The sequence below is a fragment of the Propionicicella superfundia DSM 22317 genome (genome assembly GCF_000423465.1).
Lineage (GTDB): Bacteria > Actinomycetota > Actinomycetes > Propionibacteriales > Propionibacteriaceae > Propionicicella > Propionicicella superfundia.
The window spans coordinates 621625-638321 of record NZ_KE384020.1; the positions used below are offsets into that span (position 1 = coordinate 621625).

The following is a 16697-nucleotide window of genomic DNA, read 5'->3' on the forward strand; positions in this document are numbered from 1 at the left end:
ACGGCAGGCCGCCGCGTGCGAGGCTTCGGTGAGGAGTCTCTACCGAGACGGACGCGAGCGGTCGGGGGAACACGTGGACATCGAACGAGTGGACCCGCAACTCGTGGACATGGCTCTCCACTCGCCGCGTGTCGATGTCCGCAGGCCTGTCCTGCGACGCATCGCTCGTCTCGGCAGTCGTCACCTGCTGCCGCGAGCGAAGGTGGACGGCGTCGCCGTCCGCAACGTGCGCTCCGGGCCGGCACGACTCCGGCTCTACGCCCCGACGCGCCCGAACGGATCGGCGCTGTTGTGGATCCACGGCGGTGGGATGGTGATCGGCGCGCCCCGGCAGGACGACCGCTTCTGCGCCGAGACCGCCCGGGAACTGGGGATCACGATCGCCTCGGCCGATTACCGTCTGGCTCCGGAGTACCCCTACCCGATCCCGCACCAGGACTGCATGGCCGTGTGGGGATGGCTGCACGACAACGCCGCCGGCCTGCGGATCCGGCCGGATCGGATCGCGATCGGCGGCGGCAGTGCCGGAGCGGGGCTGGCCGCGTCGCTCGTCCACACCCTCCGCGATCAGGACGGGCCGCGACCGGTCGCGCAATGGCTGCTGTACCCGATGCTCGATGACCGCACCGCCGCTGACACAAGCCTCGACGACCTGGATCATTTTGTCTGGAACAACACCGCCAACCGCGTCGGCTGGTCGGCTCTCCTGCGCGGCACGGCGGTTCCCGGTGCTGCGGATGTTCCGGCCGAGGCGGCTCCAGCGCGCCGCGAGGACCTCACCGGTCTCCCCCCGACGTGGATCGGGGTCGGCGACATCGACCTCTTCCACGACGAGGACGCGGCCTACGCTCGACGGCTCCGCGACGCCGGTGTCCGCGTGCGCCTCGACGTGCTCCGGGGCGCCCCCCACGGCTTCGAGAACCTCGCGCCGCGGACAGCCCTCGTCCGTGATTTCATCCGCTCCGCCCGCGACTGGCTCGCGGCGGCGACCGATCCCCCGGCCTGACAGCGCTCCGTCGCCGAGCCCGGTCGGCACCGGGAGCGGCGCTCGGCGGAGCGGTAGGGCCGGGACCGGGTCAGACCCAGCGGCGCCGTATGCTCGGGAGCCGGCGTCCCGACAGCTCCGGCCAGGAAAGATCGCCCTGCACAGTTGGCGGGGACGAGTACTCATGGCGACCGCAGGCAGCCAGCTCAGACTCTTTGTCCCCGCGGGAAGCGTCGAGGCCGCGCCGGCCGCCTGATCTGAGTGCTGCGGAGCGTCTCGGGCGCTCCACCTGTTCGCGGCCGGTCGTTCCCCGACCGTCGGCTGCGAGCGGGCAGCCCCGGCGAGGTGCCCGGGACTAGTGTTCAGGTGTGACAGAGATCCCGCCGACGATCGCTCTCCTCGTCGATGCCGACAACGCTGCGCTGGGCAGCCTCGACCAGGTGCTCGCCGCCCTGGCGAAACAGGGTGACGCTCGGATTCGCCGCGCGTACGGCAACTGGTTCAAGACGGGGCTGCGAAGCTGGGACGCCGAGCTGAGCCGGCGCGGATTCCGCGCCGTCCAGCAGTCCGACCCGGTGAAGGGCAAGAACGCCACCGACCTCGCGCTGGTGATCGATGCCGTCGATCTCCACCACACCATCGGGCCGGACGTGTTCGCGCTGGTGTCCAGCGACAGCGACTTCACCCCGCTGGCCCACTTCCTTCGCGAGCGCGGCGCCAAGGTTCTCGGGTTCGGCCGCCCCACGACACCGGCGTCCTTCCAGGCCGCGTGCACGACGTTCACCGCGATCCAGGGCAACGACGCTGCCGCATCCAAGCCGAAAGCCGAGCCCAAACGCCAGCCCACCCTGGCGGAGATGCTCGCCGACGCGATCACAAAGAACGCCGACAAACACGGCTGGGCCCGGGTCAACGCCGTCGCGAACTACATGCGCCAGCACTACGGGCAATCGTCGAAGGACCATGGAAAGGCGTCCTGGACCAAGGTGCTCAAGGCCCTGCCGGGCTACGAGTTCCGCAACGAGGGAACCACGGGCGTCGCCGTGCGCGTGGACCCGGGCGCGTGAGCTACCCGATCGCGTCGAGGTAGAACCAGCGGCCGCCCTCGCGGACGAACCGTGACCGTTCCTGCTGCACATCCACTCCCCCGCGCGGCGCCAGGTAGGTGGCGCGGAACTCGACGATCCCGGTGTCGTCGTCAGGCCCGCCGGCGACGGTGTCGACGATCTGGAGTCCACGCCATCTCGGGTTGCCGCTCAGGTCGAGCGACCGGGGACGGGTCGACGGGTGCCAGGACGCGAGGAGCCAGTCGGCGTCGCCGTCTCGGAAGGCGTCGAACCGTGATCGCATCAGGCCTTCCGCGGTCGCCGGCCAGGTTCGGCCATCAAGGTTCGTCACGGTGCCAGTTTGCCGCAACCGATTGGATCAGGCGGCTGGGCGACTCCGGCCAGAGCGTCCACGTCGGCGAGGAGTCCGGGCCCGTCGCGGCGAGCAGGCGCGAGCGTCCGCACGCCGGGCCCAGGGGGTGGATCGCGCCCCCGGCACGCCGGTCAAGACGATGACGACCACCGACGACCGATCCGGACTGGAGGTGACCGTGGAACGACCGATCGAGGGAACGGCCGATCGAGGTGGACGGCGCCACCTACCACCGAAACAGGACCGACACGATCCTGCTGATGCGGACCGACGACGGACACGCCGTGAAGTGGCGGGCGTGGGACGCCACCTTCGACCTGGATCCCGGCGATCGGCTGCTGCTGACGGGAGGATCCGCGCGCTACGATTGTTTCGATTGTTTCGATTAGGAGGATGGGCTGATGAGCGACATCGCGACGCTGGTTCCCGAGCCAGCAGACACTGAGTTGGCGGCCTCCGCTCTGCGCGGGATCGACGCCGCACTCGACGCCGAGGGTCCGGTGCGACTACGCCTGGCTGGGCAGGTCGGCGAGGTGGAGGTTCCGCGGTCTGCGCTCGCCGCGCTGGCGCAGGTGCTCGACAGCTTCGCGCACGGCGAGGGCGTGACCGTTCTTCCCTCGCAGGCGGAGCTGACGACCCAGCAGGCCGCCGATGCGCTGCATGTATCGCGCCCGTTCCTGATCGGCCTGCTCGACGCAGGACAGATCGAGTACCGCACGGTCGGCACCCACCGGCGCATCAAGGCCGCGTCGCTGATCCGATACCTGCGTGAAGACGACGAGCGCCGCCAGTCTGCTGTCGATGCGCTGACCGCGGAGACTCGCGAGCTCGGATTCGCCTGATGCAGGTCGTCGTCTACGACGCCAACGTGCTCTACCCCTCCACCCTGCGGGATGTACTGATCCGCGTCGGGCTCGCCCATTTGGTGCAGCCGAAGTGGACGGATCAGATCCTCGATGAGATGTTCCGCAACCTTCGCGCCAACCGCCCCGACCCCGTGCGGCTGGATCGCACTCGCCGGCTGATGAACGACGCGATCCGTGACGTGACCGTGACCGGCCACGAGCACCTGATCGATCAGCTCGACCTCCCCGACCCGGACGATCGGCACGTCCTGGCCGCCGCGATCCACGCCGAAGCCCAGGTGATCGTCACCCGGAACCTCCGCGACTTCCCCGCCGACCGCCTGAGTACGTGGGGCGTGCACGCACAGCATCCGGACGACTTCCTCACCGGGCTGCATCAGGACCACCCGGATGCTCTCGGCAGGATCGTCGCGGCGATCGCCCGCGCTTGGAGCGACGGCGCGACGTCCGACGATGTCCTCGACAGCCTTGCCGTCGACGCGCCCGACACCACCGCTCTCTTTCGCCAGGCACTTGGCGATCGCGGATAGTTCCCACTCCTCCCGCCTCAAGCGGCCAGGGATGGACTTCGGCGTACTCATGCGGCCGCTCGTACTCGGCCCGGCGAGCGCGATCCCGGGCGACGGCTTCTCGGGTGCGGGCACGGATGAGCAGGAATGACGGTGATCGGCCCGTTGAGGGTCAGCTTGATCGAGTTCCACGCATCCATGCAGCAAGCAACGGCTGAGACCCCGAGGTCGCGATGATGAGGGCCAGGAATCGGTCGAACCCCAGGTCGGGGTCAGCGATGTGTTTCGCGTAGGTGTGGAGATCGAGTTCACTTGGCGACGCAGGCACGTCGATCTGGGTGTGCCATTCGCCGATCCAGTGGGAGCGGTCGGCTTGGTAGAGACGCACGGCTTCGTACTGAGTGAAGGCGAGATCCCGCCGGAAGGAGCGAGGACCGCGCTCTGCGTTCGGAGCCGGCCCGACTGCGTGTAGAACCCTACTGCCATCGGGTGGGCCGAACAGCGCTCCGCCTGTCTCCAATCGTGAATCGCTGGAGCGGATCGTTGAGACGATGGAATCGAGTGCCGCGGCGTGGATCGGGAGTCTCACGTCGCGTTGCATGCCGGGCAATCATCGTAGGGGCGGCCCGCTCGGTACCACTTCTGATCGAGCATCCTGGTGGCATCGAACGGGTCGGTGTAACCGGGAGTTGGGCGCAGGGCAATCACCAGGTTGTCGTCAACGAGGGTCTGATCGAGTTCCCCTTGGGCGCGCAGGAGGGTGGCGACGGTGATCTTGGCCGTGAGCTGTCCGATCAGGTGAAGGTCGCCGCCGACGGCGGTCATGGGGTTGTGGCGAGTGCCGGTGCCGTATCCGCGGTCGAGCGTGGTTTCGAGATCGATGCGTCCCTCCTCGCGCAGACGTCGGCGTTGGCACTCGAGGCATCCGACCTCGGGCAGAGCTCTGATCCGCAGGATCTCCCCGTACCGGCCGTCGCCGAGGACGCAGGCGAACACGATCGGTTTGCCGGCGCGCCGGGCGAGGTAGTTCGCCACACGCCTTGGCTCTACGCCGTCGACGGTGCAGACGATGATGTCGGATTCGTCGAGCAACGGTCGGACGAGGTCGGCATTGGCGACGAGGTCAATGGGCCACGGCGTGACGTGACACTCTGGCCAAGCGCTGCCGAGCGTCTGGGTGAGCGCGTTGACCTTGGTCCTGCCGACGTGTTTGGTGGTCAGGACGTGGCGGGGAATGTTGTGGAATAGCAGCCGGTCGGGGTCGACGATGTCGATCTGGCCCGCGCCGTAACTCGCAAGTGACTCGGCCGTCGCACCGCCAATGCTGCCGGCCCCGAACAGGAGGACACGCTTGCTGGCGAGCGCTCTGGTGGGCCAGAGCCCTTCCAGAGCATCCATGAGTTCATTGCCATCGCGGATATCAAGGAGCATGGGCTGGACGCTGGAGTCGGTGACGATCCAGGCGGACCATGCAGGGAGCGTCTCGTCCTCCGAGATCGCTGGTGGCTGGGCGCAGTACGTGACTGCGATCGCCCACTTCCCCGAGACCGGGCACTCCGCTTTCGGGACGAGCCTATGAAACTCGTCGAAGGACAAGGTTGCCGACTGGCGGACGAGGAAGTACTCCGTGAGCACGAGTTCCTCCGGTACGGCATACCAGTGGCCCACAGGCTGGAAGCCGGCGGTCATGAGGAAGTGCCCTGGATCGGTGGCGACGGGGACCCTGTCGGAGTCCTCGTTGGAGAGGGCGACGACGAGCGCTGCGCGATCGGGGCCGGAGATCCGGCAGGTCAGGCGTCCCCACCCGTCGCTTTTCTCGATCACTTCCTTCGCCTCCTGTGGTAGGAGGACCAGCCAGTCTGAGTCGCTCATGAGTCCAGAACCTGGATCGTCGCGGCGATGAGCTCGTCGTGAATGGCATCGTTGACGATGCCATTCACGGACATCTGTGTGATCGCACGGGCTTCGAGGAGTGCGAGTTCGATCGCCCAACCGGACGCCTTCAGCAGCAGCTCACTGGTCTTGGACCACGGATACCACTGGTCAGCGTCGCGCAGCAGGCACAGGCGTCCGCTGGGTAGGACGTGAAACTGCGTGAAGCCGCGGAGTGTAGGAACCGGCTGCGGCGCCAACGGCAGAACCTGTGGTGGCGCAGCGGGGAAGGCGTGGCTGTACTCGACGCGGACGACGAGCGGGTCTAGTAGGTCGCTGATGTTCTTGGGGGCGGGGCGTGAGAATGGCCACAGCGGGAGCGGTCCTTCGAACCGGCCGGCACTCTCCGCGGTCCAGTTGAGCAGGGGCGCGACCGCCTGAACGTCGGAGATCTCCTGCTGGAGTCGTGCCGGATCGTCCTCCCACCAGGTGCGCGCGGCGACAGTCATCCCTGGGGCGAGTTCCGAATCGGGCGCGGCCCCGGATCGGGCTCCCCGGCCGGAGGAAGTACAAGCGGGAACGCATCCCCGAAGACGTCCTGCCAATGCCCAGTCGCACCGGCCTGGTTGTTGTTGGCCACGGCCCGCACCGCTGCGGTCGCGGCAAGGGCCGAGTCCTCCAGTGCGCGGCGGAGCCCGGCAATGTCGAGGTCCGGCTGTATCGCCCCGGATAGCCGGGCCGGATCCTCGACCTGAAGGCTGTGTGTGGACGCCTCGACGAAGAAGTTCTTGATGGCCTCAGGCCGGTTCCCCTCATGGAGGCAGTCCAGGGCGAGCACCTCCATGACGAGCGACTTCACTCGCCCGGTCTCGGTCGTGTGCTGCCGCGCCCAGTACTTCAGCATGCGCACCAGCGGACGAAACTGTGCCCACTCCCGCTGGCGGTCCGCGACCTGATCGATCAGGTACTCCGGGTCAGCGAGCATCCAGCGGCGCTCGCTCTTGAAGGCGATGAGGATCCCATCCGTGCGTCGCAGGGCAGGCATTACGTCTACCGTGAATGCGTTGTCCGCATCGGGCGGGTCGATGAAGCACTTCGCAGCCCGGTTCCGTCCCGCAGTGTTTACCTGGCGCACCAGATGCGCGTACGTCCCGCTCTCGACCGAGAGCAGCTCGTGCACGAGGTCGCGGCACCGCTCGATCGCTTCCTCGGCCGAGTCGCCGTCCTGTCCCCACTCGGGATGCTGGTCGGGATCGAACTCGATAACGAGGTCGACATCGTGCACCGGCTGTAGCTGGGTGCTCCGCGCCAGCGATCCCGACCCCCACACGACCTTGACATCCGGCGCGGTGGCAAGGGCGGCCTTGAACGTGTCGCGCCTCTGCCGCGCGACCCGCACGACTTCGACGGCGGCGTCGAGCTCCCGTTGGAGCGAGTCGAACGAGTCCAGAACTGTCATGAAGGCCTCCCAGCCGCACTCGGGCAGATGCGACGGACCGCGTCCGGCCTGCCTGCAACCAAGGGTAGACACGACCACCGACATCCATCCGCGCCGGCGCGTGACACCGCGTGTCGGAGGCTCGCGGCATACTCACTCCAGGCGACCATCGCCAACGATAAGGAGTCCCGAATGAGCACCGCTGTCGACGTCTTCGGTCCGCTGTTTCTCTCGTACCGACAGAACGACGGGTCGGAGATCGTCGCGGAGTTGGCCTGGCTGCTGCGCGCCGCGGGCATCCCGGTCTGGCGCGACAAGGACGACCTCCCTCCCGGAGATACTGCGAACCGGCTCAGCGAGGCGATCGATGGTGGGCTGTCCGGGGCGACCTTCGTGATCACCGAGGACATCGTCAACAGCGCTATCGTTCGCAGCATCGAGGCCCCGAAGCTGATCGACCTGCACCGCGACGACCCGCGATTCCAGCTCCTGATTGCCAACGACATCGCAAAGGACACCGGTTCTCCTGACTACACGGCCCCTGACAGGCTGCTCGGACGTGTCAAGGATGACCTGAAGGGCGTGGACCAGTCGGCAACGAGTGCGGAAGAGTTGCTTGCGTTGACGCAGAAGGCGTTGACGCACCGGATGGTGCAGCACCGTGCAGCGGTCGAGGCAAACGGGGTCTTCGAGCTCACGATCCAGACACGCAACGTCGGTCAGGTCTACGACCGCACCGGCGCCCAGCTCGACATTCGCGTTCGCCGCTCCAACCACGAAAAGCTGCCCGACTCGGCCGGGCTCGAGGACCTGCGTCGCACGCTGGGACTGCTGCCGGATGCGATCACGAGCACCGGAGCGCGCAAGGTCCGAGTCGGAGGCGGCGCACACCTGTCTGTCGCCTTCGCGCTCGGCATCGCGCTGCCGTCATCGCGGATCGGGCAACTCGAGGTCATCGACCAACGATCCGACGTCTGGGCAAGCGGACCCGAAGCCGCCGTCCCGACGCCACCCACACTCCACTTCGATGTGACCGAACACCCGACAGTGCCGGGTGACCGGCCCCGCGTCGCGGTCTACGTCGACCTTCTGTCTACGCAGAGCGACGCCGCCTTCGAACGGTACCTCGACGAGCGCGGCGAAACTCTGAACGCGCACGGGGTCATCCGATCTCCGCAGCGCGGATTGCTCGATCCCGCAAACGCCGGTGCCGTCGCTTCAGAGGTCGCAGGTCTGATCCGCCAACTCTCCGGCGCTCACTCGAACGCTAGCGTCGATCTGCTGCTCGCCGTACCCTTCGGTCTTGCCGTCCTCATCGGACGCCTCAGCAACACGCTGCGGGTACGCCTCTTCGAATGGGACGACACCGACAACCCCGCCGACAACAGTGTCGATGTTCGGCCCCGATACGTGGCCTGCCTCGAAGCCCGAGCAGGGAGCCCAGCGGGCCCGATCACGTCAGTTTCGCTTCAAAGCTGCACCGGCTGAGAGGCCTTGAGAGTACCGATGGCGGCACGCAGTTCCATCTGTCGCATACTGCCTTCAATGGGTGTAAGGACACAGATGCGCGACCGTACGGCGAACTACTCTGATCACTGTGGACGATCCCGGACTCAAGCCGGCCACGGAGCCAACCCCGCTTCGTGTCGTCGCCGCAGTCATGTTCGACGGGGATGAAATCCTCGCTTGCCGCCGGAAGGCGGACAAGGCCGCAGGCGGGTTCTGGGAGTTTCCCGGAGGGAAGATTGAGCCGGGTGAAACTCCCGAATCTGCGCTCATCCGGGAGATCCGGGAAGAGTTCGACGTGTCGATTGTCGTCGATGATGAGCTGACGACGGACGTGACGCCAGTCGTCGGCGGATCGATCGAACTCGTTTGTCTGCGTGCACACCTCGAAGGTGCCCGGCCGATCGATAGCTCCGATCATGATCGGCTGCTATGGCTGCGCGCCACAGACCTCGATCAACTCGAGTGGACCGCACCTGATCAGCCTGCCGTGCTCTTGGTCTTGCCTTCGGTGATCCGGCGAGCGAGGTACTCCTTGGTCGGCTGATGGTGCTTCGCGCGCGCCAGGATCACGGTGTGCAACGCCCGGTTGAGCTGGCGGTCACCGCCGCGTGAGAGTCGGTGGCGGGTTTGGGTTTGTCCTGAGGTCGCTTCCAGCGGCGCGACCGCCACCGAGCCTGGCGAAGGCGGCTTCGTCGCGGCAGCGGCCGGGGTGTGGCCACGAGACCAGGATCTGAGCGGCCATGAGCATACCGATGCCGGGTTCGTCGAGCAGCGCTGGCGCTATCGCGCGCACCAGGGGAATCATCGCCAGCTCGAGCTCGCGGCACTCATCGGTGAGGTGCCGGATCCGGTTCGCGGTACTGCGCAGCGACAGCTTCGTCGCTGCGTACTCGGGATCGGTAGCGGTGTCCGGACGCAGACGTTGGCAACACAACGCCGACCAACTCCATCAGCGGACGGCCGCGCAGCTCCTCGCGCAAGTCGGCGGGTGCGGTGACGACGAGGGCTTTGAGGACGTTGATCGCAGCGACCTGCGCGAGTTTCGCGCTGTAACGGGCCGTGATGAGCGTTCGTAGTCCTTCGCGGGCACCGCGCGAACGGGGCGTCGCCCAGGTCTTGCGACCCAAGATCTCGCGCGCGGCGCGGACGGCCCCCAGGGAGTGGTGAGGGCCGCACGCTCTGTTCAAAAAGAGGCTTTGTTCAGCTATATTGAACACGTGAGCCTTTTGAACACGCGAGGCGAAGCGTTGGCGCGTCTCGTCCAACGGGGTCTGGTGCGCGCAGGGATGAAGGACGTCACCGTCCTGTCGATGCAGCCCTCCAGCGGCCGCCGGCTCGTCCTACGTTATGGGTCGGCGCTGCATCGGGTTCAGGTCCTGCCCGTCGGCCGCCACCCGCGAACGCCCGTCGAAGAGCCCGGATGGTTGCCCCTGCTGGTGAGCAGCGGCTTCGACAACGCCACCATCCATCGCCTCGCTGACGCGGGCGCCAGCTTCCTGGATGAGCGGGGCAACGCTCACCTGTCACTGGGCGGGCGCACCCTGCTGTTCGCACGAGCTAACGAACCCGCCCGCAAGGGGATCCACACCAGGTTGGCGGGCCCGCGAGCACAGGCGAAGCGGGCTCCAGGCGCCTTGGCGCTCAACCGCACCAGCCACCGGGTGGCGTTCGCGCTGCTGTGCAAGCCTGAGCTGGCGGACGACACGGTGCGCGCACTGGCCGCGGCCGCAGGGGCTTCGGTCGGCACCGTCCACAACACCCTCGCCCAGCTCACCGATGCCGGGCTTCTGCTGGACGGCCGACTCCACGACCCCGGCCGGCTGCTCGACACGTGGGCGGAATCCTATCGAAGGCTAGCCGTGCGTCCGCTCGCCCCCCGAGCGCTGTACGCCGCCGACGATCACTGGTCACACAAGGTGCGAGCAGAAGTCCAGGCCGTCGTCCTCCTCGGCGGAATCTCCGCAGCTGCAGTTCTCGACGATCAGGTTCGGGCCACGGATGGCATCGTCTACGCCGCAACTCTCGGCCCTGCCGTGACTCTGCTGCGCCTGACGACCGACCCGACTCCGTTCCGCGTTGAGGTGCGTGAGCGCTTCTGGGGAGACGGCCTGCCGACGCCGCAGCCCAGATTGGTGCCGTCAGTCCTGATCTACGGGGACCTGCTTCGCGAGGGCGACGCCCGCTCACTTGATATCGCCGCCAATCTCAGGAGGAGCGATGCGCACCTTCGCGCCCTTGGCTGACCGCGACCTGCCCGTTCCCGGCGAGCTGCTGGATGCCCTCGTCGATACTCTCGGGCCTCCCGGGCCGTGGGTACTCATCGGCGCCACCGCCCGCGACCTTGCACTCATCCTCGGAGGAGTCACGCTCCCCCGACGAGCAACCAACGACGTCGACATCGCAGTGGCCGCCCACGACGCCGGCGACTTCGACGCGCTGCTGGCGACCATTGGCGAGCCGACACGAGCCTGGCAGCGCAGGAGGCTGCTCGGGCAGCACGTCGACGTGGTGCCATTCGGCGACCTGGAACGCGACGGGGACGTCGTTATCCACGAGTCCAGCGTCAGCGTTCTCGGCTGCGCCGAAGCAGCCGCCAACGCTGATCTCGTCACTCTGCCGTCCGGAAGACTGCTGCCCGTCGCTCCCCTCGAACTCATCGCCGTGCTGAAGCTCATCGCGTTCGCCGGACGTCAGCCCGCCGAGACCAAGGATGCCGACGATCTCCTTACTGTGCTTCGCGCTGCCTCGGAGGGCATCTACGGGGACGAGACGTGGGACGACGAAGTCGCTATGGCGGCGACCGACTTCGATCATGAGCTGGCCGGCGCGTACCGGCTCGGACGTCGAGGCATCGCTTGCGTCACCAATGACCGCGTCCCGCGGGTCCTCCAGGTAGCGACCCAGAGTCAGCGCACCGTGCGGTTGGTCTGGAGGGGAACCCGCGCCGGACTTCTGGAGGCATGGTTGGAAGGTCTGTGGGCGGGCGGACAGCCGGGCGATGCCGAGGCGTCGTCAGTCTGATTTGGGCCCGAGCCACTGATCGGCAGCTAGCTCGGTCGGGGCCTATCGCGTCTGTGCGCCAAGCCTCTGAGGAGACCGCCCAAACGAAGGCACCCACGATCGGCGGCCCCAGTAGCGTCACTCAACCAAGACGCAACGCGTTTCGAGATACTGTGACGCATGGTGCCAGTGAGCACTCCCAGAAACGACGAAGCCCTGGCGAAAGTTGTCTCTCACCAGGGCTTTTCTGTCGGGCTGACAGGATTTGAACCTGCGACCCCTTGACCCCCAGTCAAGTGCGCTACCAAACTGCGCCACAGCCCGATGGTGCCCAGCACCGAGGGTTCACTGTACTAGATCGAGGCCTTGCCGGTCATATCGTGTGCCGCGTGGCGCCCGCGCGCCCAAGTTGGGTACATATCGACATATCCACTGGCAGGACCTGCTCAGCGGTCCTTGCGTTTCGCGCGGGGGCGCACCTGTACGTGGACGGGCGTCCCGGCGAACCCGAAGTCCTCCCGTAGCCGCCGGGTGACGAACCGCACGTACCCGTCGTCCAGGTTCCCCGTGGTGAACAGCGCGAAGGTGGGCGGGCACGAGGCAGCCTGGGTGCCGAACAGGATGCGCGGCTGCTTCCCCCCGCGCACCGGGTGCGGATGCGCCGCGACGATACGCCCGAGGAACGCGTTGAGCCGACCGGTGGAGATCCGCGTCTCCCACCCTTCCAGGGCCTCGTTGATCGCGGCCTGAACTTTGTCGACATGCCGACCTGTCAATGCGGACAGGTTCACGCGCGGCGCCCACCGGTACGCGACGAGGCTCTGCTCGATCTCCCGCTCCAGGTACCGCCGTCGCTCCTCGTCGGTGAGATCCCACTTGTTGAAGACGACGACCAGCGCCCGGCCGGCCTCCTCCACCATGTTGAGGATCCGCAGGTCTTGGTCGGTGATCGGCTCGGACGCGTCGACGACGACGAGGCACACCTCGGCGCGGTCGATGGCGGTCTGGGTACGCAGCGACGCGTAGTACTCGTGCCCGGACGCCTCGCGCACCCGCCGCCGGATGCCGGCCGTGTCGATGAGCTGGTACACCTCGCCGCCGATCTCCACGAGCTCGTCCACCGGGTCGACGGTCGTTCCCGCGACGTTGTCCACGACCGACCGCTGCCGGCCCGACAGCTTGTTCAGCAGGGACGATTTCCCGACGTTCGGCTTGCCCACGATGGCCACGCGACGAGGACCGCCCTCGACGGCCTCCCCCGCGACCGGCGCCTCCGGCAGCACGGCCAGGACGGCGTCCAAGAGGTCACCGCTCCCCCGCCCGTGCAGCGCCGACACCGGCCACGGCTCTCCCAGCCCGAGATTCCACATCAGCGCCGCGTCGGCCTCGTGCCGGGCGTCGTCCACCTTGTTGGCGGCCAGCACGACCGGCTTGCGGCTCCGTCGCAGCACCTGGACGACCGCCTCGTCGACATCCTGAATGCCGACGGTCGCGTCGACGACGAAGATGACCGCGTCGGCGGCCTCGATCGCGAGCTCGGCCTGCGCGGCGATCTGCGCGGCCATGCCCTGCGCATCGGGAGCCCAGCCGCCGGTGTCCACGACGAGGAACTCCCGCCCGCTCCACTCCGCGTCGTAGGAGACCCGGTCGCGGGTGACACCCGGCAGATCCTGTACGACGGCCTCGCGGCGGCCGAGGATGCGGTTGACCAGCAGCGACTTGCCGACATTGGGACGACCGACCACGGCGACCACCGGCTTCACCTTCACCGGATCCTCCATCGCGCCCCCTTCCGTGCCCGACCCAAAGGACGTCAGACTACCGCACGCACCCGGGCGACGATGTCGGCGACGACCTCGTCGAGCGACAGGTACGTCGAATCCAGCAGGTCGACCCCGGGCGCGGGCTTCTGGAACTCGACCAGCCGCGAGTCGTCCCGGTCGCGCCGGATCACCTGATCGGTGACGTCGTCGGCGCTCACCCCGTCGCCGAGCTCGGCCGCCCGGCGCGCGACCCGCGCCTGCGGATCGGCGACCAGCAGCAGCCGCACCGCGGCGTCCGGCGCGACCACCGTCGTGATGTCGCGCCCCTCCGCGACGATCCCCGGCGCGGCCGTCGCGATGATCCCCTGCTGCCGACGGACCAGCTCGGCCCGGCAGGCCGGGTTCGTGGCGACGGCGCTCACCACCGCCGACACCTCGGGCTCGCGGATGCGGGTCGTCACATCCCGTCCGTTGATCCGCACCCACTGGTCCGCAGGATCGGTCGAGATCCGCAGGTCCGCATCGCGCGTGATCCGCGCGATCGCGTCCGCGTCGCCGGGCGCCACGCCCTGCACGAGGAACTCCGTCGCGACAGCCCGGTACATCGCACCCGTGTCGAGATAGGCGTACCCCAGCGCCAGCGCCACCCCCCGCGCGGTGGACGACTTGCCCGACCCACTCGGCCCGTCGATGGCGACGACCACGTTTCCCACAACCCCTCCTGCCCGTCAGCCCCCGCGGACCGTCCAGCCGGCCTCGCGGATCCGCCGCGTCAACTCCTCCACCTGATCCCACACGACCGAGATCGCCAGGTACCCCACCTGCCGCACAGGGTCGTGATCGATGTCCAGATCCTCCACGTTCACGCCCAGCGCGTCCACGTCGCGGAACAGCCGCGACAGCGAGCCAGGCGTGTCCGGCAGCTCCACGACGACCTGCCCGAAGTCGGCGGGCGCAAGCCCGTGCTTGCCCGGCAGGACCCGCGTCCCGTCCCGCCCCTCGGCGAGGATCCGCTCGACCGCCTCCTCGTCGTCCAGATCCGCCAGAAGCTCGCCCAGCCGCGCCGAGATCTGCTCCAGCTCGACCCGGACCGCCCCGGCATTCGCCGCGATGATCTGCCGCCACAGCCCCGGATCGGACGCCGCCACGCGCGTCACATCCCGCACGCCAGGGCCCGCGAGCCGCAGATCCTCGGCCGTGTGATCGAGCAACTGCCCCGCGGTGAGCACCGACATGATGTACGGCACATGCGACACGGTCGCCACCGCGCGGTCGTGATCGGCGACGTCGAACGTGACGATCGTCGCGCCGCACACCTCGGCGAGACGGCGGACATCGGCCGTCGCATCGGGCGAGGACGCCCGGTGCGGAGCGATCACCCACGTGCGGTCGGTGAACAGCGTCGGGGACGCCGTCAACGGGCCGGTGTGCTGCGTGCCGGCCATCGGATGCGAGCCGACGTACCGGCCCAGGTCGAGACCGTCGATCTCCCACAACTCGTCGAGGACCTTGCTCTTCACCGACCCGACGTCGGTGACGGTCGCGTTCGGGTAGGTCCGCAAGGTCTTCGCGACCACCCTCACCAAAGCGGCCGGCGGGACCGCGACAACGACGAGCCGCACATCGGCCGGGTCGACAGGATCGGTCGTCCCCGCCCCGATCGTCGCCGCGACGACGGCATGGCTGGGCACCCGATCGGTGAGGTGCACCTCCACCCCCGCGACGGTCAGCGCCCGGCCGATGGACGCGCCGATCAGCCCCGCGCCCACGACGACGGCGGGCGACAGCTCAGGTTCACTCACCGAGCAGCCCCGCCAGCTCGCCGCCGACGATCCGGCGGAAGGTGCGAAGCTGTGGACGCAGCCGATCCAGCACCGCGACCTCCCACGCATCGCCGCTCGCCTCGGAGCCGCGCGTCACGCGCAGCGCAGCCACGACCTCGCGGAAGGACTCCTCCAGCGGCGCGTCGTGGCGGAAGCCGGGCACGAGAGCGGCCACGACCGCCTCGGCGGCCCCGCCGATCACCGCCACGTCGTGCTCGTCGACGACGCTGCCGTCGTACATCAGCCGATAGAGCTGATCCTGCTCCGGCATCCGCCCCAGCTCGGCGACGACGAGCTCGACCTCGAACGGCTTCTCGGCCGCGTTCGCGAAGGTCTGCCCGAGCACCTGCGCGTAGGTGTTGGCCAGACTCCGCCCCGTGACGTCGGACCGGTCGTAGGTGTAGCCCCGCAGATCCGCGTGCTGGATCCCCGCGATCCGCAGGCTCTCGAACTCGTTGTACCGGCCGACCCCGGCGAAGCCCAGCCGGTCGTGGATCTCGGAGAGCTTGTGCAGGCTCTGCGACGGGTTCTCGGCCACCATGCAGATGCCGGTGTCGTACCGGAACACCGCCACCGAGCGTCCGCGTGCGATGCCCTTGCGGGCATACTCCGCCCGGTCGGCCATCTGCTGTTCGGGCGAGACGTAGAACGGCATGCTCATAGCAGCGGGGCCTCCGGACCATCGGGACGATCGCGGCGACCCGCGAGGACGGCGTCGACGCGCGGAGCGAGCTCGTCGTCGTCCCAGACCCGGATGCCGGCAGCCGACGCGGACGAGACGCTGGGATAGATCCGCCGGTACGGGTCGGGGCCTGCGGTGGCCGTGTCGTCGTCGGCGGAATCGACCAGGGCCTGGATCAACGCGACGACCGCGTCGTCCTCGGACATGGCCGGGCGGTAGAGCTTCTTGAGGGCACCGCGGGCGAACGGAGCTCCGGAACCGACGCTGAAGAACCCCGTCTCCTCGTAGCGCCCTCCGGCCGCGTCGTAGGAGAAGATCCGGCCCCCACCCGTGGCGAGGTCGTACCCGGCCATCACGGGCAGGGCGATGAGCCCCTGCATCGCGAGATCGAGATTGCCGCGGATCATGCCGCCGAGCCGGTTGGCCTTGCCGTCGAGGGACAGCGGCGACCCTTCGACCTTCTCGTAGTGGACCAGCTCGACCTGGAGCAGACGGGCGACCTCGGCGGCCACGCCCGCAGCGCCCGCGATCCCGACGAGGCAGTGGTCATCGGCCGCGAACACCTTGCGGATGTCCCGCTGCGCCACGAGGTTCCCGACCGTCGCGCGCCGGTCGGCGGCCATCACGACGCCGTCGGCGTGGACGGCCGCGACGATCGTGGTGCCGTGCGGCATCGCGAGATCGGCGCCGCCGGGATGCGGCAGCGCCTCGGGGGCGACCGCTCGAAGGTAGTCGACGAAGGACGCCCGCGCCGCCGTCGCGCCCGCGTCGGGCTCGCGCCCGGGCCGGCCCCAACCGGTCGAACTCCACGCCATCGCGACCTCCTGTCGA

Annotated in this window: 20 protein-coding genes and 1 tRNA gene; 9 read left to right on the forward strand and 12 right to left on the reverse strand. The window is 68.4% G+C overall.

The features are described from left to right. Positions 1-73: 73 nt before the first annotated feature. Positions 74-1006 (forward strand): alpha/beta hydrolase, encoded by a 933-nt coding sequence (locus G555_RS0108080; protein ID WP_028708497.1) that lies wholly within the window; start codon positions 74-76, stop codon positions 1004-1006. Positions 1007-1353: 347 nt separating this feature from the next. Next, positions 1354-2052: an NYN domain-containing protein gene (locus tag G555_RS0108085; RefSeq protein WP_028708498.1), complete on the forward strand. Its 699-nt coding sequence runs from the start codon at positions 1354-1356 to the stop codon at positions 2050-2052. 1 nt (position 2053) lies between these two features. On the opposite strand, the gene G555_RS0108090 is transcribed toward G555_RS0108085, so the two are convergent. Beyond that, positions 2054-2383, reverse strand: coding sequence for a YchJ family protein (locus tag G555_RS0108090; protein ID WP_245581222.1), 330 nt, complete (start codon positions 2381-2383; stop codon positions 2054-2056). A gap of 281 nt (positions 2384-2664) precedes the next feature. Between G555_RS0108090 and G555_RS23205 the strand changes: the two genes are divergently transcribed. From G555_RS23205 to G555_RS0108105, 3 genes are read left to right on the forward strand one after another with little or no spacing between them, the layout of a single operon-like run. After that, a complete protein-coding gene (locus tag G555_RS23205; RefSeq protein WP_281168179.1) occupies positions 2665-2793 on the forward strand; it encodes a hypothetical protein in 129 nt (42 codons plus the stop codon). 12 nt (positions 2794-2805) lie between these two features. Continuing rightward, on the forward strand, positions 2806-3246 hold the full coding sequence (locus tag G555_RS0108100) for a helix-turn-helix domain-containing protein (protein ID WP_028708500.1): 441 nt from the start codon (positions 2806-2808) through the stop codon (positions 3244-3246). Next, entirely contained in the window at positions 3246-3800 is a 555-nt protein-coding gene (locus G555_RS0108105; protein ID WP_036921628.1) for a PIN domain-containing protein, read from the forward strand. The genes G555_RS0108100 and G555_RS0108105 overlap by 1 nt, the downstream gene beginning before the upstream one ends. 151 nt (positions 3801-3951) lie before the next feature. Here G555_RS0108105 and G555_RS21785 read toward each other — a convergent pair whose 3' ends face one another. The 4 genes from G555_RS21785 to G555_RS0108130 form a co-directional block, all read right to left on the reverse strand. After that, a complete protein-coding gene (locus tag G555_RS21785) occupies positions 3952-4380 on the reverse strand; it encodes a Mov34/MPN/PAD-1 family protein (RefSeq protein ID WP_084634925.1) in 429 nt (142 codons plus the stop codon). Then, positions 4365-5468, reverse strand: a complete 1104-nt coding sequence (locus G555_RS0108120; protein ID WP_169337876.1) for a HesA/MoeB/ThiF family protein — start codon at positions 5466-5468, stop codon at positions 4365-4367. The genes G555_RS21785 and G555_RS0108120 overlap by 16 nt, the downstream gene beginning before the upstream one ends. A 179-nt stretch (positions 5469-5647) precedes the next feature. Continuing rightward, positions 5648-6160 (reverse strand): hypothetical protein, encoded by a 513-nt coding sequence (locus G555_RS18685; RefSeq protein WP_051208570.1) that lies wholly within the window; start codon positions 6158-6160, stop codon positions 5648-5650. Then, positions 6157-7110 (reverse strand): SMODS domain-containing nucleotidyltransferase, encoded by a 954-nt coding sequence (locus G555_RS0108130; protein ID WP_028708503.1) that lies wholly within the window; start codon positions 7108-7110, stop codon positions 6157-6159. The genes G555_RS18685 and G555_RS0108130 overlap by 4 nt, the downstream gene beginning before the upstream one ends. Before the next feature lie 171 nt (positions 7111-7281). Here G555_RS0108130 and G555_RS0108135 point away from each other — a divergent pair, with 171 nt between their 5' ends. Together G555_RS0108135 and G555_RS18690 are read left to right on the forward strand one after the other, a co-directional pair. Next, positions 7282-8577 (forward strand): SAVED domain-containing protein, encoded by a 1296-nt coding sequence (locus G555_RS0108135; RefSeq protein WP_028708504.1) that lies wholly within the window; start codon positions 7282-7284, stop codon positions 8575-8577. 109 nt (positions 8578-8686) lie between these two features. Beyond that, positions 8687-9142 carry a (deoxy)nucleoside triphosphate pyrophosphohydrolase gene (locus G555_RS18690; RefSeq protein ID WP_211223202.1) on the forward strand — a complete coding sequence of 152 codons (456 nt, stop codon included), beginning with the start codon at positions 8687-8689 and terminating at the stop codon, positions 9140-9142. On the opposite strand, the gene G555_RS23375 is transcribed toward G555_RS18690, so the two are convergent. Then, entirely contained in the window at positions 9076-9267 is a 192-nt protein-coding gene (locus tag G555_RS23375) for a transposase (RefSeq protein ID WP_211223203.1), read from the reverse strand. The genes G555_RS18690 and G555_RS23375 overlap by 67 nt on opposite strands. Before the next feature lie 527 nt (positions 9268-9794). Between G555_RS23375 and G555_RS0108150 the strand changes: the two genes are divergently transcribed. Continuing rightward, positions 9795-10841 (forward strand): type IV toxin-antitoxin system AbiEi family antitoxin, encoded by a 1047-nt coding sequence (locus G555_RS0108150; protein ID WP_169337877.1) that lies wholly within the window; start codon positions 9795-9797, stop codon positions 10839-10841. Next, entirely contained in the window at positions 10816-11619 is an 804-nt protein-coding gene (locus G555_RS0108155; RefSeq protein ID WP_028708507.1) for a hypothetical protein, read from the forward strand. The genes G555_RS0108150 and G555_RS0108155 overlap by 26 nt, the downstream gene beginning before the upstream one ends. Before the next feature lie 229 nt (positions 11620-11848). Here G555_RS0108155 and G555_RS0108160 read toward each other — a convergent pair. From G555_RS0108160 to prcB, 6 genes are all read right to left on the reverse strand, one after another. After that, positions 11849-11922, reverse strand: a tRNA-Pro gene (locus tag G555_RS0108160). A gap of 122 nt (positions 11923-12044) precedes the next feature. Beyond that, a complete protein-coding gene (der, locus tag G555_RS0108165; protein WP_028708508.1) occupies positions 12045-13379 on the reverse strand; it encodes a ribosome biogenesis GTPase Der in 1335 nt (444 codons plus the stop codon). Between the two features lie 32 nt (positions 13380-13411). After that, entirely contained in the window at positions 13412-14065 is a 654-nt protein-coding gene (gene cmk, locus G555_RS0108170) for a (d)CMP kinase (RefSeq protein ID WP_028708509.1), read from the reverse strand. A gap of 24 nt (positions 14066-14089) precedes the next feature. Then, complete coding sequence (locus G555_RS0108175; protein WP_028708510.1) at positions 14090-15163, reverse strand: prephenate dehydrogenase; 1074 nt, start codon at positions 15161-15163, stop codon at positions 14090-14092. Next, the gene (gene prcA / locus G555_RS18695) at positions 15156-15845 is read right to left on the reverse strand and encodes a proteasome subunit alpha (RefSeq protein ID WP_051208571.1); all 690 of its coding nucleotides are present in this window, start codon (positions 15843-15845) and stop codon (positions 15156-15158) included. The genes G555_RS0108175 and prcA overlap by 8 nt, the downstream gene beginning before the upstream one ends. After that, positions 15842-16681 (reverse strand): proteasome subunit beta, encoded by an 840-nt coding sequence (prcB, locus tag G555_RS0108185; RefSeq protein ID WP_028708511.1) that lies wholly within the window; start codon positions 16679-16681, stop codon positions 15842-15844. Before prcB ends, prcA begins: the two co-directional genes overlap by 4 nt. Positions 16682-16697: the final 16 nt, after the last annotated feature.

Bases quoted from the DNA above. Each gene is read 5' to 3' on its own strand.
- G555_RS23205 (WP_281168179.1), top strand. From the start codon at position 2,665: ATGCGGACCGACGACGGACACGCCGTGAAGTGGCGGGCGTGGGACGCC.
- der (WP_028708508.1), bottom strand. From the start codon at position 13,379: ATGGAGGATCCGGTGAAGGTGAAGCCGGTGGTCGCCGTGGTCGGTCGT.
- G555_RS0108130 (WP_028708503.1), bottom strand. From the start codon at position 7,110: ATGACAGTTCTGGACTCGTTCGACTCGCTCCAACGGGAGCTCGACGCC.
- G555_RS0108120 (WP_169337876.1), bottom strand. From the start codon at position 5,468: ATGACCGCCGGCTTCCAGCCTGTGGGCCACTGGTATGCCGTACCGGAG.
- G555_RS18685 (WP_051208570.1), bottom strand. From the start codon at position 6,160: ATGACTGTCGCCGCGCGCACCTGGTGGGAGGACGATCCGGCACGACTC.
- prcA (WP_051208571.1), bottom strand. From the start codon at position 15,845: ATGAGCATGCCGTTCTACGTCTCGCCCGAACAGCAGATGGCCGACCGG.
- G555_RS0108155 (WP_028708507.1), top strand. From the start codon at position 10,816: ATGCGCACCTTCGCGCCCTTGGCTGACCGCGACCTGCCCGTTCCCGGC.
- G555_RS0108135 (WP_028708504.1), top strand. From the start codon at position 7,282: ATGAGCACCGCTGTCGACGTCTTCGGTCCGCTGTTTCTCTCGTACCGA.
- prcB (WP_028708511.1), bottom strand. From the start codon at position 16,681: ATGGCGTGGAGTTCGACCGGTTGGGGCCGGCCCGGGCGCGAGCCCGAC.
- G555_RS0108100 (WP_028708500.1), top strand. From the start codon at position 2,806: ATGAGCGACATCGCGACGCTGGTTCCCGAGCCAGCAGACACTGAGTTG.
- G555_RS21785 (WP_084634925.1), bottom strand. From the start codon at position 4,380: ATGCAACGCGACGTGAGACTCCCGATCCACGCCGCGGCACTCGATTCC.
- G555_RS0108105 (WP_036921628.1), top strand. From the start codon at position 3,246: ATGCAGGTCGTCGTCTACGACGCCAACGTGCTCTACCCCTCCACCCTG.